Here is a 16,173-nt window from a genome sequence, read left to right as displayed (position 1 = left end):
CTCCTTTGAGCCTTCATGCAGCGCGGGCGCGCGCAACCGGCGCGGCCGCACAGATTTCCGACATGTCCAACGTGGCGCGCAGCGCCCAGAAGGTGAGCAGCTTGCAGAGCAAGAGGCTCTCGTCCTCGGGACCGAGCTTGCCGTCCGAGCGCGCCTGTCCCATCACGGCGAAGACCAGCGTCGGCTTCGCGCGATACATTTCCGACGGCCGCGCCTGCCAGGACTGGAACAGCGCAGCGAGCCGCGCGGGCTGCCGCGCGCCGGTGTCCATCACTTCGGCGAGCGACCGGCCGCGCAACGCCGGCGGCCGGTGGTTGATCAGCGCGGCCGCGAAAGCGGGCATGGTCGCCTGCAACTCCTGCAGCAGCGCCTGTATCTCCGCCGCCACGCCGTCCGCCGGGTAGAACGACTCCCATGTCGCGCTCAGCCGCTGCCATTGCGGGTGCGGATAGAGCGCATCTCCGATCGCCGCGCTGAGCTTGACGCGGATCCACGGCATCGGATGCGGGTCATCGGCGTTGAGGCGGAACACGAAGGCGCGCGGCAGGCTGACGACACCGATGAGCCCGAGGGTGGACGCGATTCCGACCCGCGTGACCGACCAGAAATCGGCGACGATCTCGGAGATCCAGCGTTCCCACAACTGCCAGGCGCGGCGGGCGGCTCCGGCCCCATGCTGCAGCCGCCACAGCGCCGGCCGGAGCGAATTGACCAGGTCCAGCAAGGCCGCCGCCTGATGCCCGACCTCATGCACCAGCGACGACGCGATGCTGGTGCCGACCATGCGCTCGCGCGGAACGCGGATGATGGCCACCGGACTCTCGCCGCCGCCGGGCATGCGCGTGCGTGCGCGCCGTATCGCTGCGCCGATGTCGCGATCGAGATAGCAGATGACCGGCGGCGGATCGCAATAGCCGGGCAGCGCGAGGGCCTCGGCCGCGACCACGTCGAGCCCGGACAGCCAGACGCCCGACTCGTTCTCGCTACGCTGCGTGATCACGTCTGCGAAGGTGTCGAACTGGGTCAGCACCGCGTTGAACTTGAGGCGCAGCACCGCGAAACGGCGCTGCGCCTCCTCGGCGCTGACCTCGTCGCCCGCCGCGTTCAGCCAGGCCAGGTAGCGGCCGACCATGAGCCTCAGCTCGCGGCGGCCGGCGAGCAGGAAGCGGTCGATCGCGACCTCCGCGGCCGGGAGCAACGCGGCGGCGGGCAGCATCGGCTCCTGCAGCGCAAACGGCTTGACCAGCGCCAGCCGCGCCAGCAGGGCGCGCGTCTCGTGCAGCAGCATCGATTTTGCGAAGGAGCCGATCACGATACCCTGCCCTAAACGCCGTAAAGCACGATCTTGTTGCCGCGACGCCGCCAGCGGCCGCGCTGGCCGCAGCGACATGGTCCCAGGTCGGGAGCGGGCGGCCGCAGCAACGCCGGAGCCAGCGCATTCGCCGCCTGGGCGATACCGGCTTGCGCCGCCTCCATCGCCTCGACATGCGGCCCCGCCGCGACCGTGTTCCTGACGGCGTCGGCGCCGACACGCACGAACTGCCGCGCGCCGGCGAATTCGCGATCCTCCTGTTCGAAACTTTCCGCTTCCATCTCGTTGCCCGCCATCGACGCGAGGCCGTTGCCGATCTGCGCACCGAGCGGCCCACCGACGAACGTGCCGAGCGCACCCGCGGCGTGCGGCAGGATCTGCCGGACCGCGCCTTTCAGGATCCCGCCGATCGCCTGGCCGGACGGGGAGCTCACGAAGCTGTCGAGCGCACGCCCGGCCTTGCGGATCAGGTCGCCGAGAAACTGATCGAGCTCCTCCTCGCTGTTGACTTCCATCAGTTGCGCGGCGAGCTCCATCTCCTCGGCCTCGCTGAAGACGGTTTCGCCGAGCCATTCGAGCTGCCCGGCTTCGTAGTTCTCCAACTCGGGATCGGTCTCGAGCTGAATGCGGCCAATGTTGTGCATGCTGTCCTCCGCAGATCGAATGTGGATGGGTCCGCCCGAACGGTCGCGCTGCGACTGCCGCCGACGTTTGCGGCCGCGCGGGATAATCCCGTAGCGCCACAATCCAGGCGCGTTGCGCCGCGCCGCAGCCGCGATTGCGAGTCGAGCTGTTGTGGCCGGGTCCTGCGATCGCGGTGCCCCGATCGCGTCGCCCACCGCCTCGCTGGCGAAGCGCACGAAGCGCCTTGCCGCTGCAAGCTCGCTGTCCTCCGGGCCCAGTCCCTCGAGCTCGAGGCCGAATGCTCGCCCAGCCATGGAGGCCAGTCCGCTGCCTATCGAAGCGCCGAGCGGTCCACCCGCGAAAGTCCCAAGCGTGCCGCCTGCGAGCGGCAACGCCGTTTTGATCACACTTTTCAGTCCGGAGCCGATCGCCCTGCCGAGCGGCGAGTGCACGATCGAGCCGGCCGCGCGGCCGACCTTGCGAATGAGATCGCCGAGAAACTGGTCGAGCTCCAGCTCGTTGCTGACCGCCAGCAATTCGCTGGCGAGATCGAGCTCAGTGGATTCGTCGATGATCTCGCGGCGATCCGAATCCGCCAGCCCCGACGCCTCGGCCTCGAAAGTTTCCCATTCGGGACTGTATTCGGTTAGTGGGCTGGGCATTCCGAATTCCCGAGGCCAGGCCATCGCAACCGCGCGACGCTCATCGTCCCTCTCCACTTCGCAAGGCGTGTGCCAGCCGCACGGTCATTGAAAATACGAAGAAAATCCCGTGATGACCCTCACCCGCGGGGAAGATGGATTCGCCGTAGCGGGGGCGCTGGCGAAATCGCCTTCGGGCTGTCCCGGCGACGCGGAGCTGCAGACATGCGCTGCGAGATAGGTATCTGGAAGGGCACCCGGCCTACCGCGAGCGACGATGGGACGATGCACTCGCGAGGCCTGGTGCCTCACTGGAGGTGATGCCTGGCGACGGACCGTCGATCGCGATACTTCAACGCATCGAAAGCATCAGAGCGAACCCGCCGCCTCGGGATTGGGACGGCTCGTGGCACATCGAGAAACAGCTGACGGAGCACGTCCCTCATGATGCGGCCAAATCAGTCCGCCTTGGCTTTCTCAGTCATTGCTGCCTCGAGTTTCTTGATGTCTGCAGGTGACAGTTGTGGACGGTCGACCTTGATCGTCAACTTGTTGAGCTTGGCGGTCAGCGGGAAAGGCGGCTTGTAGTCGGCATCGTTCACGCCGGTCAGCGTATCCGAGCCGATATCGAAGCTCTCGTCCCATTGCAGGATCATCGGCAGCGTCTTCGGCATGCGCTTCGAATCGACTTCCTTGCCGTCGACCTTGAGCGTACCGGTGCCGGGTTGGGCGAGGCCGCTGAAGTTGTTGTACGCAAGCGTTCCGACGCCAGTACCTTCGTACTTGAAGTCGAATTCGACCGTATGCCGTCCGGGCGGAAGCGCCTCAGCCCCCGCCCACTTGATACGTTCGAGATCGATCATGTTCCAAAGAAACACCGGCTTGCCTTGCAGGAGATAGAAGCCGTAGCCGGAAAAGCGTCCTCCCGACGTCAGGATCATGCCCTCCGCCCCACCGGTCGGAACGTCGATGTCGGCGATGATCGCATAAGAGGTGTTAAGCAGCAGCGGCGAGTCGCCTTGCGGCAATCCCGTCATCGGCCGGGTGTAGACGAACTCGGAACGACCGGCCGTAATGTTCGGGCGCGGCGCGACGATTCGCGCGGCGACCGAGGCGTCCATTGGGAAGACCTGATACTTCTTGGCCTCGGCGATGAATTTCTGCTTCATCTCCTTGACCTTCTGCGGATTCTTCGCGGCAAGATCCTCGGTCTGGCTGAAGTCCTGGCTCAAGTTGAACAGCTGAAGTGTCTGGTTGTTCAGCGGGTCGGAATTGGCGGGGCCGAAAGCCTCCCAAGGCGCGCGATTGACCTTGGTGCTCAGGAACCACCCGTCGTCATACAGGGCCCACTGGCCCATCATCTCGAAGTACTGCGTCTTGTGCCGCGACGCGGCCTTCGCGTTCGCCGCCTCGAACGTGTAGGCGAAGCTCGTGCCCTCGATCGGCGCCTGCTTGATGCCGTCGACGATCTCGGGAGCGCGGATGCCCGCGGCCTCGAGGATCGTTGGCACCACGTCGATCACGTGAACGAACTGTTCGCGCAGCCCGCCCTTGTCCTTGATGCGAGCCGGCCATGACACAACCATGTTCTGGTTGGTGCCGCCGAGTTGCGAGGCGTTCTGCTTGAACCAGGAGAACGGCGCATCGAAAGCCCACGACCAGCCGGCCGACATGTGGTTGTAGGTGTGTTCGGTACCCCACACGTCGTAATACTTGGCCAATTGGACATCGACGGGCACCGGCACGCCGTTGAAGAAGGCCACCTCGTTGGGCGTACCGATCGGGCCGCCTTCGGCACTCGTGCCGTTGTCGCCATTGATGTAGATGATCAGAGTGTTGTCGAGCCTGCCAAGATCCTCAAAAGCCTGAATGACGCGCCCGATCTCGTGGTCGCTGTAGGCCTCATAGGCGGCGAATACCTCCGCCTGACGAATATAGAGCTTCTTTTCGTCGGCTGTCAGCTGGTCCCACTCCTTCAGGATATCCTTTGGCCAGGGTGACAGTTTGGTCTCCTTCGGAATCACGCCCAGCTGCTTTTGGTTCTCGAAGATCCGATCGCGCACCTTATTCCAGCCTTCGTCGAACAGATGCAGCTTGCTGATCTTGTCGACCCATTCCTTGGTCGGATGATGCGGCGCGTGCGTGGCACCGGGCGCGTATTTGATGAAGACCGGCTTCGACGGATCGGTCTGATGGACCCGCGTCATCCAGTCAATGGCATCGTCCGCCATCGCGGTAACCAGATTCCAGGTCCCCGACTCCTTGCCCAGGAACGGGTAGATCTGCGTCGTGTTGCGGAAGAGATTCGGCTCCCACTGGTTAGCATCGCCGCCAACGAAGCCGTAAAAGTATTCAAATCCCATGCCGGTCGGCCACTGATCGAACGGACCAACCTGGCTGGCTGCGAAGGCCGGCGTGTTGTGATCCTTGCCGAACCACGACGTCGAGTAACCGTTGTCGAGCAACATGCGCCCGATCGTGGACTTGTCTTTGGAGATGATGCTGTTGTAGCCGGGAAAGCCGGTCGACTGCTCCGAGATCACACCGAACCCGACCGAGTGATGGTTGCGTCCCGTGATCAGCGCTGCGCGTGTCGGAGAACACAGCGCGGTGGAAAAGACCCGGTTGTACCGAAGGCCGCTGTTGGCGATGCGATCCATGGTCGGGGTCGGTATGACACCTCCGAACGTACTGGGCACGCCAAAGCCGGCGTCATCGGTAATGATCAACAGTACGTTGGGCGCGCCCTTCGGCGGCACGATGCGCGGCGCCCACCAGGGCGTCGACTGCAGCGCTCCATCCTTGATGACGCCGCCGAATTTCGCGTCTGGCGGCGGCAGTTGCTTGCCGTCGATCGTCGAGGTTGCACCGGGCGCACCGAGAGTACCATTGACCTGCTGGCCGGCTGCCGGAAGGGGCACCAGCAACGACAGGCTCCATACGCCCGCAGCAGCGAGAACTGATCGATACAGTTTCATGATTGCTCTCCCGGTACAATCGAACACGATCCAATGCCGCGCCGATGTTGGTCGCCTCAGCGCCTGCCCGCTCGGTTGACGGGACCACCGCGGTTCATGGGCGTGCCCGCGACTCCAACGCCGGGAGTCGCCACGGCGCGCGCGACCGGTCGCGGCCGAAGCACGACACCGGCCCTTGCAACGCAGCCGACGGGATATTCGACATACTGACAGTACACCACGGCACTGGCCGGTTCCGTGCCTGCGGCTACGAAACCAGACGCCAATCCAACCATCAGTAGACCCGAGAATACGATTGATCGCTTCATCATGACGTGCTCCGTTCGATATCCAAAGAGAATGCGCATTCGCGGTCAGACGAATTCGTCGATACCGGTTCGCATGCTAGAATTTGTAATTGATGCCGGTACGAACCGTATTCAGATGGTCCGTATTGGCACCGCTTCCGACAGTGGCGATGTAGAGATATTCGAGTTTCGCGGACCAGTTTTGAGTGAACGCCCACTCGGCACCGAGACCGACCGCCAGTCCCGGCCGCCACGCCGAAGCAGAACAGTTCGTGAGCACGCCGGCCGTTCCGCATGCAGAGCCGGCGATCGAGGTGCCGTCGGCGCTGGATTTGACGAACGCCGCGCCGCCGGTGGCGTAGAACAGCCAGTTGTTCATGGCGACGCCTGCGCGCAGCCTTGCTGTTCCTACGGCGCTGATTTTTGATGCGATGTTGAGCGTGATGGCTTGGGGAACGCCTGCGATGGTCGGAGTGGAGACGCCATTGCCCTTGATGTTTGCCCAATCAAGATCACCTTCGACGCCCAGCACGACGATGCCCTGCTGAATTTGCGCGCCCATCGTGCCGCCGAACATTCCGCCGCTGATATTGAAGCTTGTGCGATCGAACCTGTTGGAAACGAGCGTCAAGGGATCCTGCGAGCCCCAGCCGTATCCGCCGTTCACCCCCACATAAAGACCGGTCCAATTGTAGACTTGCGCGACGGCAGGCGCCGGAACGTAGGCTTTGGTCGGCATGTCGGCCGCATTTGCCGAAACCGCGGCGGTCGAGAGCATCAACGCGGCTGCCCCCAAATGTCTGATGCTGAAATCCATGGCGTATCCCCTTTGAATAATTTGTATCGAAAGGCTGGGTCCGGGTCGCGGTGCGAACCTTGATCTGCATCAAGTCGAAGAAGATCACCGCAGGCCCCAAAGACAATTGGCTCGATGGCGCGCCAAATGCGGTACACATTCGTAAGGGGTGCTTACCGACCGGAAAGACCGAGCAGAGCAGCTTCGCGAGCAAGCAACAAGGTCAGCAGCAAATGAAGCGTGACCGCCGGCCACAGCAACACGCCGACTAATCCATCCGCGAAGCCGACGTAGCCGAGATAGAGCGTGACCAACGCGCTGTAGCTCAACATCCCGACAAGCGGCGGCCCCGGCCAGCATGCGATGCCGAGAGCAATCAAGGCAATCCCGACGACGCGCGCGACCGGTACTGCGATGCCTGTCAGCCGCTCACCCAGCAACAGCTGGCCGACCAGCGCAGGGGCAACGAGCAGAGCCAACCCGGTGGCAGCTTCGGCAACAGCGGCGAACGTCAGAGCATTCTTCATCGTTCCGCCTGCTGTTGCGAAGCAACCAACCACCGGTGCCGCTATGGCTTTGCGCTTGCCTCTTGCTCCGGCGTGAAAGGTTCAAGCTTGAAGGTCAGCTTGTCGATCTCGCCGGTGAACTTGAACGGCGGGTCGTAGCGGTATTCGACCATCGCGACCCCGGAGCGGGTATCCAGGCCGACATCGAAGGTTTCATCCTCGGGGAAGGTGACGGGAATGGTGTTCTTCATGGATTGTCTTGCCACTTCCTTTCCGTCCACGGACAACACGCCGGTACCGCCCTTGCCCAGACCCGGACCATCGGACTTGAAGTCAAAGATGATGGTGTGCTTGCCGGCGCTCAACTCCGGCCCTTCCCACATGGTTCGCTTGAGGTCGAGCAGGTTGTAGAGAAACACCACCTTGCCGCGGCCAACGCCGGCTTCGCCCTTGCTCACGAACAGGCCATAGCCGCCGAAGCGCCCGCCTTCGGTAACGATCATGCCTTCGGCGCCGCCGTCCGGGATCGTGACCTCAGCAGTGATGGCGTAGGACTTGCCCAGGATGCTTGGAGCTGCACTGGCCGGAACGCCCGACAGCTCACCCCTGTAGGAGAAGACCGTTCGTCCCGCCGTGAGGTTTGGGCGCGGCGCATTCCACCTGGCGAGGGTGGAATTGTCGAGAGGCAGCACGTTGTACTTCTTTGCCTCGGAGTAAAACAGGTCCTGCATCTGCTTGAGCTTGTCCGGCATCTTGGCGGCGAGATCGTCGAACTGGGTCGGGTCCTCCTGGACGTTGTAAAGTTCCCACTTGTAGCCGGTGATGACATCCGGAGGCACGGCCGAGCTGAGCGCCCAGGGAAGTGTCGCCGGTGTCGTGGCCGCCACCCATCCGTCCTGGTAGATCGCGCGATTGCCGAGCATCTCGAAGTACTGCGTCGTATGTTGACTCGGCGCCTTCGCATTCGCCTTGTCCCAAGTGTACTTCATGCTGACCCCCTCGACGGGGATTTGCTTGATGCCGTTGATCATGTCTGGTTGCGGAATGCCCGTGGCCTCGAGGATCGTCGGCACGATGTCTATGACGTGGTGAAACTGGCTGCGGATGCCGCCCGGATCGTTGATGTGGCCGGGCCAGGACATGACCATGCCCTGCGCCGTGCCGCCGAAATGCGACGGCACCTGCTTTACCCACTTGAACGGAGTGCCCATCGCCCACGCCCACGGCGCCGCAAAGTGCGGGAATGTCTTGTCCGATCCCCAGAACTCGTACCAGAGAAGCTGGTCCTTGACCGGTACCGCGACGCCGTTGAACGTGGTGAATTCATTCGGCGTGCCGTTGATCATGCCTTCGGCACTCGCGCCATTGTCGCCCCCGATATAGATGATCATGGTGTTGTTGAGTTCGCCGAGATCCTCGACGGCCTGGATGACCCGGCCGATTTCGTTGTCGGCATAGGCGAGATATGCGCCATAGACGTCCGCTTGCTTGATGAAGAGCTTCCTCTCCTCGAAACTGAGAGAATCCCACTGCGGCAATTCTTTCGGCCACGGCGTCAGCTTGGCGTTTTCGGGCATGATGCCCAATCGCTTCTGGTTGGCGAAGATGGTTTCACGCACCTTGTTCCATCCGTCATCGAACAAGTGCATGTCGCTGATCTTCTTTATCCACTCCGGCGTCGGATGATGCGGCGCGTGGGTCGCACCCGGCACGTAATAGACGAAGAACGGCTGGTCGGGCGCGAGCGCCTTGAGCTGCTTCATGTGCTGGATGGCATCGTCCGCCATCGCCGTTTCCAAATTCCACTTCGGATTGCCCTCGAAAGGATAGATGGCCGTCGTGTTGCGGAACAGGTTCGGCTGCCACTGGCTGGCGTCGCCACCGACGAAGCCATAGAAATAGTCGAAACCCATTCCGGTCGGCCATTGATTGAACGGCCCGGCTTGGCTCGACTGGTACGATGGCGTGTTGTGGTCCTTGCCGAACCACGACGTTGCATATCCATTCGCCTTCAGGACCGTGCCGATCGTTCCTTTCTCGATCGGAATGATCGAGTTGTAACCCGGGAAACCAGTAGCTACTTCGCCGACGACTCCGAAGCCGACCGAGTGATGGTTGCGCCCTGTGATCAGCGCCGCCCGCGTCGGTGAACACAACGATGTTGAGTGGAAATTCGTGAAGCGTAGCCCAGCTTTCGCGATGCGATCCATCGCAGGCGTGGGTATCACGCCGCCGAATGTGCTCGGCGCACCGAAGCCCTGATCATCCGTCATGATGAGCAGCACGTTGGGCGCGCCTTTCGGCGGCACGACACGCGGGGCCCACCACGGCTTCGACTCCGACGCCTTTTCGTTGATTACGCCGCCGAACTTCGGATCAGGTGGCGGAATTTGCTTTCCGTCAATTGTGGCGGTGGCGCCGGGCGAACCAAGCGTGCCGGTGATCTGCTGAGCCGATGCCGAAACGCAATTCAGGGCGAGAAAACATGCACCCACGAACATACTGCAAATGGATCTCATGGCGAACTCCCGGTGGGATGGTACGCACGGCAAACTGCGAGCCTGTCAGCAGGACCAGGCCCCCCTTTGATCCAGGTCAACGTTGTCCCGACGGAAAGACTCAACTTGTTGCGGCGCTGAAGTCAGGTGGTTCATTCGACGAGGGGCAGTTCGCAGGGAGCTTCAGTATGAAGGTCGCGCTGTTTTCGATGGCACTGCCCGGAAGCCAACTTGTGATCCCCGTCAGCGGCCGCGTGCCCGAGTTCAATGTCGTAGCGGCATGCAAGGCGACGGTGGCAACCGACAGGGCGATGGGGCTGGACCTGCCCCAGAGCTCTGACGATTGCATATGCGACGAGAAGGCTCCGCGCCAGCAACTCGGCACAGTCGCGATCGCACCATCGCGGTCCTAACGCTGGGGGTGTCGTTGGCACGCAAGCGACGGAGATCCTCCACCAAATCGGGATTGCGAAAGGATCCCATCGGGGAAGAGCCGGCTGTCGCCGAAGCACCGACGTCAACAGGATCAGGAGCCGTTCTGCGCGCGATGCGAATGGCCCGGACGGCTTTCGGGTTCGTACTGGTTTTGGTCTCCGCTTTGGGACTTGCCCTGTGGTTTCTCGGCAGCAGAGGGGCAGTTTCGGACTCGCAAGACGATTCAGGCGCAAGCTTCGTCGGTAGCGAAGTTTGCGCCGGCTGTCATCGTACCGAAGCCAAGCTCTGGAACGCCTCGCAGCACAAGGTTGCGATGCAGCACGCCACCGAGAAGACTGTGCTTGGCAACTTCAACGACGCCGGCTTCGACCATTATGGCGTGTACTCCCGCTTCTTCCGCAAGGACAGCAAGTTTCTGGTCGAGACCGACGGACCGGATGGTCAGCTCGCCGTCTACGAGGTGAAATACACCTTCGGCGTAGAGCCGTTGCAACAATACCTGGTGGAGTTCTCCGACGGCCGCATTCAGGCGCTTTCGATTGCCTGGGACAGTCGCCCGCAAGACAAAGGCGGCCAGCGCTGGTTTCACATCTATCCCAATGAGCAGATCAAGCACGACGATGTCCTGCACTGGACCGGGCTGAACCAGAATTGGAACTTCATGTGCGCGGAGTGCCACTCCACGGGCGTACGCAAGAACTACGACGCCAAGACAGACCGCTTCGCGACTGGCTGGTCAGAGATCAGCGTCGGCTGCGAAGCCTGTCACGGCCAGGGTTCGCGTCATGCCGCCTGGGCGCGCGAGCAACAAAGCTGGTGGCCCTTCGGCAAGCGCGAGGACCCAAGCAAGGGGCTGCTCACGCTGCTCGACGAGCGCCAAGGCGTCACCTGGCCGATCGATCCGCAAACAGGGATCGGCAGGCGCAGCGTCGCGCCTGCCACGCTTCGCAAGGAGGTCGAGACCTGCGGGTTGTGCCATGCGCGGCGGGCCTCCTTCCACGAGGACTGGCTGCCAGGACAGTGGTTGTCTCAGACGCACGTGGTCGAGCCGCTCGCGCGCACGACCTATCATTCCGATGGCCAGATCCGTGACGAGGAAGAGCCGTATAACTATACGCCATTCAAGCAAGGCAAGATGTTTGCCGCCGGCGTCACCTGCAGCGACTGCCACGAGCCGCACAGCGCGAAGCTTCGAGCATCCGGCGAAGGCGTCTGCCTGCAATGCCATGCGCCGGAGAAATACGCCAACGTCGAGCATCATCACCACGGCAGCGTCAAGCCGCAGCCAACCTGCACCTCGTGCCACATGCAGACGCGCACCTACATGGTCGTCGACCCCCGCCATGACCACACCTTCCGTGTCCCGCGCCCCGATCTTTCCCTCACATTGGGTACGCCGAACGCCTGCAACGATTGCCACCGCGACAAACCCGCAGAGTGGACGGCCGCTGCCGTCGAACGGTGGTTCGGTCCCGGCAGAAAGGGTTTTCAGACCTTTGGGCCCGCCTTCCGCGCAGCACGGACCGACCAGGTCGATGCCGCCGCCCTTCTCGGCATCATCGCCGCGGGCAAGAATGCACCAGCCGTCGCACGCGCCAGCGCACTCAGCGAACTCGCCTCACGCGTTTCGCCGGCGAACATCAATGCTGCGCGAAGCGGGCTGTCCGATTCCGACCCGATGGTTCGGATCGGAGCCCTCGACATGCTGGCAAACCTCCCGGCCGCCCAGATTTGGCCGCTGGCATCCCCTCTGCTGGCCGATCCCGTGCGCGGCGTCCGGATCAGAACGGCCTCGCTGCTCGCCGCCATCCCGGCCGCGAGACAGCCCCAGGCGGATCGCGCGCGCTTCGATCAGGCGGCAGCGGAATTCGTCGATGCGCAACGCGCCAACGCGGAAAGGCCCGAGGCGCGGACGACGCTTGCAAACTTCCTGGCCCAGCGCGGACAGTCGGCCGAATCCGAGTCGGAATACAAGGCGGCGTTGCGGCTGAGCCCGCAATACACGGTCGCTGCCGTCAACCTCGCCGATCTCTATCGGCAGCTCGGCAGGGATAAGGACGGTGAAGATGCGTTGCGTACAGTGATCGCGACATCGCCACGCGACGCCGCGCTCCGCCATGCGCTCGGGCTAACATTGACACGGCTGAAGCGACCGGACGAAGCCATCCTCGAATTCCAGAAAGCAATCGAACTGGAGCCGGACAGTCCGCAATAAGCCTATGTCTACGCGGTCGCACTCCATTCAAGTGGCCATGCTGACGAAGCTGTGACGGTCCTGAAGCAAGCCCTGGCAAGCCATCCCAACGATCGCAGCATCCTGTCCGCGCTCATTGCGTTCAGCCGAACGAATGGCGATACGGAAGCCGCGCTAACCTATGCACAGCGCCTCGCCGCCATCGGGCCGGACGACCCCAACCTCACAAAACTGATTTACGAGCTTAGGCAAGGGGCCAATCCAGCCCGACGATAGCTTCCGAAGCGTGCGGAATCCTGCCAGCAGCAACCGCATGTGCGAAATAGTGGGTTTCTTGGGGCTACACTCAAGGGCTCCACCAGGACCCCGCCGGGTATGCAAAAGTCTCTGTTTTACGGGGCTTTCTCGAGGCCGTTCTAATATGGCGGAGAGGGAGGGATTCGAACCCCCGATAGGCTTGCACCTATGCCGCATTTCGAGTGCGGTGCATTCAACCACTCTGCCACCTCTCCTGAAGGCGCCATTGAGGGGCTGCGGCCCCTGTGGTTGGGGGCGTTAATAGGCGAGGATGGCGGGCCAGACAAGGCGCGGGAGACGAAAATCGGGACGGTTTTCCGCCGAACCCTGCGACGGTCGCGGTGCTGGCGGCGCCGATTGCGGATTTTGGCGCGCGTTTGAGCGTTTCGGGGCGGAGTTTTCGCCTCGCCCGGCGCGGGGGCCGAGGCCGCGGACGCAGGGGCGAATCACGGCTCAAAGGGAAAGCAGAAGGGGGGTGGGACCGCCAGACGCGGTAAACACTGGCGGTCCCGTGCCGCTCATTGAAATACTGGCCAGGAAGGGCGGCTTCGCCGGCCGAGTGAAAGCGGCGATTTCGACCGTAGCGTGTAGCCCGCATGGCGCAACGCAATCCGCCCCTTAACCTAACCGGTCAAGGTTACTCCTTGTCTGACTTGCTCTTTTTCTTCCCGTTCTCCGTGGAATCGCGGTCCTTGCCGTTACCGTTCTCCTTGCGGCGGTTGGTGAAGCGCGCATTGCCGAGCCCGGTGCCGATGGTGAGCACGCCCCAGCGCCCGACATCCTGCATGAACGGCACTTCCGACAGGCCCTGAACGACGCCGTCATTGTGCATCAGGATCGCCGTGTCGTGCTCGCCGATGACGGGGATCGCCTCGATGAGGCTCGCCGGCAGGTTGAACTTGCTGCTCTCCCAATTGCCCGGCAGGTTCTGCGCGCCCTTCTCGATCGAGCCGTCCGCGTTGATCACGCCGGGGCAGGCGATGCCGATGAAAGGCGCGAGCTTGTAGCCTTCGTTCTCGGCTTCCGTGATCAGCCCCTTCAGCATCTTGGTGAGCCGCTTCACCGCGCCTTCGCGCGTCGGTTCGTCATCGGCATGACGCCACAGTTCGGAATGCACCACCCTGGCCTTCGACAGATCCTTGGCCTTCTTCCAGCTGGTTTCCACCAGGCCGCAGCGGATGTTGGTGCCGCCGATGTCGACGGCAAGAATGCTGTCATGGGCCTCGAAGATCCAGGATGGCGCCAGATGCAGCGCGCCGATCAGGCCGGCTTCGTCGGGATGATGGCGGATCGGCTGCAGGTCGATCTTGAGGTCCTCCGACTTCAGGATGATCTCGGCGCGGGCGATCACGAGCTCGCCGAGCCGGGAATCGCGAAAGCCGCCGCCGACGACGATGCGCTCGGTCTTGGCCCAGGCCTTGGTCTTGAGGAAGCGGCGCGTGACATAGGCGAGCTCCTGGGCGAAATCCTCGATCGCGCTGTGCACCACGGCCGAGGCCTCGGTGTCGTCGCCGACCAGGATGGCGTCCAGCGTCTTCTTGTTGATCTCCTCCGTCGGCACCTTGCCGAACGGGTCCTCCCCCGTCTTGCGCAGCGGCTTGCGCCAGCGATCGAGGATATCCCGGAACGCGCCCTTGCTGGCGCGGTCGCCGAGAAAGCCGTCCTCGTCCTTGATCTCGATGTTGAAGCTGTCGACATCCACCGACGGCAGCCGCTCGGCGCCGTGCTGGGCGATGCCCGTTGTCTTGACCAGTTCGTCCGTTGCCATGATAGCCCTTGCCCGCGAGAGATTTGCGAGGACAACGGCGAGGGAACCCGATGGTTGCAGCCCGGGCCGAGATTCCCCTCGACCCCTCGCAAACGCTCCAAATCCTTCAGATCTCGGGCCTTTTCCCGCGGTTTTCCTTGACTCGCGGCGTCCAGCGGCTATAAGTCCCACAGCCGGCGCGGGGCGTTTCTCGCGCCGCTTGCGTTTGCGTGGGTTTTCAAAGGGGTAAGTCCCGCCCGCACAAACGCGCATAAACCCTTAGCGACTGACAAAAAGCCGGCCCCGACGATATCCGTCGCGAGGCCGGGATTGAACACGAAGGAAAAAAACGATGTTCGCAGTCATCAAAACCGGCGGCAAGCAATACCGCGTCGTGCCGGATGATGTCCTGGAAGTAGGCAAGATCGAAGGCGAAGTCGGCTCGATCGTGCAATTGAATGAAGTTCTGGTGGTCGGCGGCGACACGCCGGTGCTGGGCGTCCCGACGGTGGCAGGTGCGTCCGTTGCGGTCGAGGTGCTCGACCACAAGCGCGGCCCCAAGGTCATCGCGTTCAAGAAGCGCCGCCGCAAGAATTCGCGCCGCAAGCGCGGCTACCGCGACGAGATCACCGTGCTGCGCGTCAGCGAGATCCTGACGGATGGCGCCAAGCCCACCAAGGGCCCGCGCCCGAAGCGGGAGAAGGTGGCCAAGGAGCCGGCAGCCGAAGCCGCCGAGTAACGAGAACCGATCACGCCAGTTCACGAATTGATGCGTGAGACCTTTTGAAATGATTCCGTCAAGGAATTGACCTAGACATACGCAGGATTTCGGAGACGAGCCATGGCTCACAAAAAAGCAGGCGGTTCATCGCGTAACGGACGCGATTCCAAAGGCAAGCGCCTCGGTATCAAGGCGTTCGGCGGGGAGATCGTCACTCCCGGCAACATCATTGCGCGTCAGCGCGGCACGACCTGGCACCCCGGCCTTAATGTCGGCATGGGCACGGACCACACTCTGTTCGCCAAGATCGAGGGCCGCGTTGCGTTCCAGGCTAAAGCCAACGGCCGCACCTTCGTATCGGTACTCCCGATCGCCGAGGCGGCTGAATAGACGGTGGATCAAATTTGGAGTCCGCCGGGTCCTGACTGAACCGGCGGAGTCCACAAGCAGGCTCCAGGGGAGGCGGGAAACCGGCCTCCCCTTTTCTTTGACTTGCTCACTTCGAATTAGTGACTTTCACGGAGCCGGACATGTTGCAGGATTTCTCGAGCGTGACCTTGCAGGAGGCGAGACCCAGCGTCGTCGCCACCGAGCGGCTGACCTTGCGGCGGCCGACCCTCGCCGACGTCAGGACGATCGCCCGGCTCGCCAATGACCGCCGTGTCGCCGAGAACACCCGCCGCCTTCCGCACCCCTATTCGCAGGACGACGCCGTCGCATTCATCCGCGCCACGGCCGCGCTCGGCAGCGAGACCGTGTTCCTGATCGAGCACGACACCGAGCCGGTCGGCATGGTCGGTATCGACTGCTCCACGCCCGGCAACGCCGAGCTCGGCTACTGGCTCGGCGTCGAGCACTGGGGCCGGGGTTATGCGACCGAAGCCGCGCGCGGCGCGATCGACTTCTTCTTCGAGGAGTTCGAGGACGAGCATCTCCATGCCGGTGCGCGCGTCACCAATCCGGCCTCGCGCAACGTGCTGGAGAAGTGCGGCTTCCAGTGGAGCGGCGTGCAGCTGCACCGCTTCCTGGCGCTGGGCTCCTCGACGCCCGTCGACTGCTTCCGCCTGTCACGCGGGGTCTGGGCGTCGCTGAAGAGCTGGAGCAGCGCGCGACGCATGAGGTAGGGCAAGAGCGCGC

At 63.0% G+C, this 16,173-nt stretch carries 13 protein-coding genes, 1 tRNA gene and 1 pseudogene; 6 read left to right on the top strand and 9 right to left on the bottom strand.

Going from position 1 to position 16,173, the window contains the following annotated elements; all coding sequences use genetic code 11:
* Positions 1–13 precede the first annotated feature (13 nt).
* The 7 genes from AC1RQP_RS15290 to AC1RQP_RS15260 all read right to left on the bottom strand — a co-directional run bounded on the left by AC1RQP_RS15290 (position 14) and on the right by AC1RQP_RS15260 (position 9,645).
* Positions 14–1,288 (bottom strand): hypothetical protein, encoded by a 1,275-nt coding sequence (locus tag AC1RQP_RS15290; protein ID WP_492937555.1) that lies wholly within the window; start codon positions 1,286–1,288, stop codon positions 14–16.
* A gap of 35 nt (positions 1,289–1,323) precedes the next feature.
* A complete protein-coding gene (locus tag AC1RQP_RS15285) occupies positions 1,324–2,598 on the bottom strand; it encodes a hypothetical protein (RefSeq protein WP_492937554.1) in 1,275 nt (424 codons plus the stop codon).
* A gap of 437 nt (positions 2,599–3,035) precedes the next feature.
* On the bottom strand, positions 3,036–5,555 hold the full coding sequence (locus AC1RQP_RS15280) for an arylsulfatase (RefSeq protein ID WP_492937553.1): 2,520 nt from the start codon (positions 5,553–5,555) through the stop codon (positions 3,036–3,038).
* Between the two features lie 56 nt (positions 5,556–5,611).
* Positions 5,612–5,866 carry a hypothetical protein gene (locus tag AC1RQP_RS15275; protein WP_492937552.1) on the bottom strand — a complete coding sequence of 85 codons (255 nt, stop codon included), beginning with the start codon at positions 5,864–5,866 and terminating at the stop codon, positions 5,612–5,614.
* A gap of 73 nt (positions 5,867–5,939) precedes the next feature.
* Positions 5,940–6,659, bottom strand: a complete 720-nt coding sequence (locus AC1RQP_RS15270; protein WP_492937551.1) for an outer membrane protein — start codon at positions 6,657–6,659, stop codon at positions 5,940–5,942.
* 152 nt (positions 6,660–6,811) lie between these two features.
* Positions 6,812–7,165, bottom strand: a complete 354-nt coding sequence (locus AC1RQP_RS15265; RefSeq protein WP_492937550.1) for a hypothetical protein — start codon at positions 7,163–7,165, stop codon at positions 6,812–6,814.
* 41 nt (positions 7,166–7,206) lie between these two features.
* Positions 7,207–9,645 (bottom strand): arylsulfatase, encoded by a 2,439-nt coding sequence (locus AC1RQP_RS15260; protein ID WP_492937869.1) that lies wholly within the window; start codon positions 9,643–9,645, stop codon positions 7,207–7,209.
* A 185-nt stretch (positions 9,646–9,830) separates the two neighbouring features.
* On the opposite strand from AC1RQP_RS15260, the gene AC1RQP_RS15255 reads away from it, so the two are divergent.
* From AC1RQP_RS15255 to AC1RQP_RS15245, 3 genes and pseudogenes are all read left to right on the top strand, one after another.
* Positions 9,831–10,055: a hypothetical protein gene (locus AC1RQP_RS15255; RefSeq protein WP_239619981.1), complete on the top strand. Its 225-nt coding sequence runs from the start codon at positions 9,831–9,833 to the stop codon at positions 10,053–10,055.
* Between the two features lie 140 nt (positions 10,056–10,195).
* Positions 10,196–12,292 (top strand): cytochrome c3 family protein, encoded by a 2,097-nt coding sequence (locus tag AC1RQP_RS15250; protein ID WP_492937549.1) that lies wholly within the window; start codon positions 10,196–10,198, stop codon positions 12,290–12,292.
* Between the two features lie 18 nt (positions 12,293–12,310).
* A pseudogene (locus tag AC1RQP_RS15245) lies at positions 12,311–12,547 on the top strand (tetratricopeptide repeat protein); the annotation flags it as partial.
* A 146-nt stretch (positions 12,548–12,693) separates the two neighbouring features.
* Here AC1RQP_RS15245 and AC1RQP_RS15240 read toward each other — a convergent pair.
* Both AC1RQP_RS15240 and AC1RQP_RS15235 read right to left on the bottom strand, forming a co-directional pair.
* Positions 12,694–12,783: transfer RNA gene (locus AC1RQP_RS15240), tRNA-Ser, on the bottom strand.
* Between the two features lie 422 nt (positions 12,784–13,205).
* Positions 13,206–14,336, bottom strand: a complete 1,131-nt coding sequence (locus AC1RQP_RS15235) for an ROK family protein (protein ID WP_239628986.1) — start codon at positions 14,334–14,336, stop codon at positions 13,206–13,208.
* A gap of 331 nt (positions 14,337–14,667) precedes the next feature.
* On the opposite strand from AC1RQP_RS15235, the gene rplU reads away from it, so the two are divergent.
* From rplU to AC1RQP_RS15220, 3 genes are all read left to right on the top strand, one after another.
* Complete coding sequence (gene rplU / locus AC1RQP_RS15230; protein WP_124163569.1) at positions 14,668–15,054, top strand: 50S ribosomal protein L21; 387 nt, start codon at positions 14,668–14,670, stop codon at positions 15,052–15,054.
* 102 nt (positions 15,055–15,156) lie between these two features.
* Entirely contained in the window at positions 15,157–15,426 is a 270-nt protein-coding gene (gene rpmA / locus AC1RQP_RS15225) for a 50S ribosomal protein L27 (RefSeq protein WP_008538809.1), read from the top strand.
* Between the two features lie 140 nt (positions 15,427–15,566).
* Positions 15,567–16,160, top strand: coding sequence for a GNAT family N-acetyltransferase (locus AC1RQP_RS15220; RefSeq protein ID WP_492937547.1), 594 nt, complete (start codon positions 15,567–15,569; stop codon positions 16,158–16,160).
* Positions 16,161–16,173 lie beyond the last annotated feature (13 nt).

The organism is Bradyrhizobium sp. GW821-FHT13H06, assembly GCF_058803975.1.
This window is presented reverse-complemented; position numbering and strand designations above follow the sequence as displayed.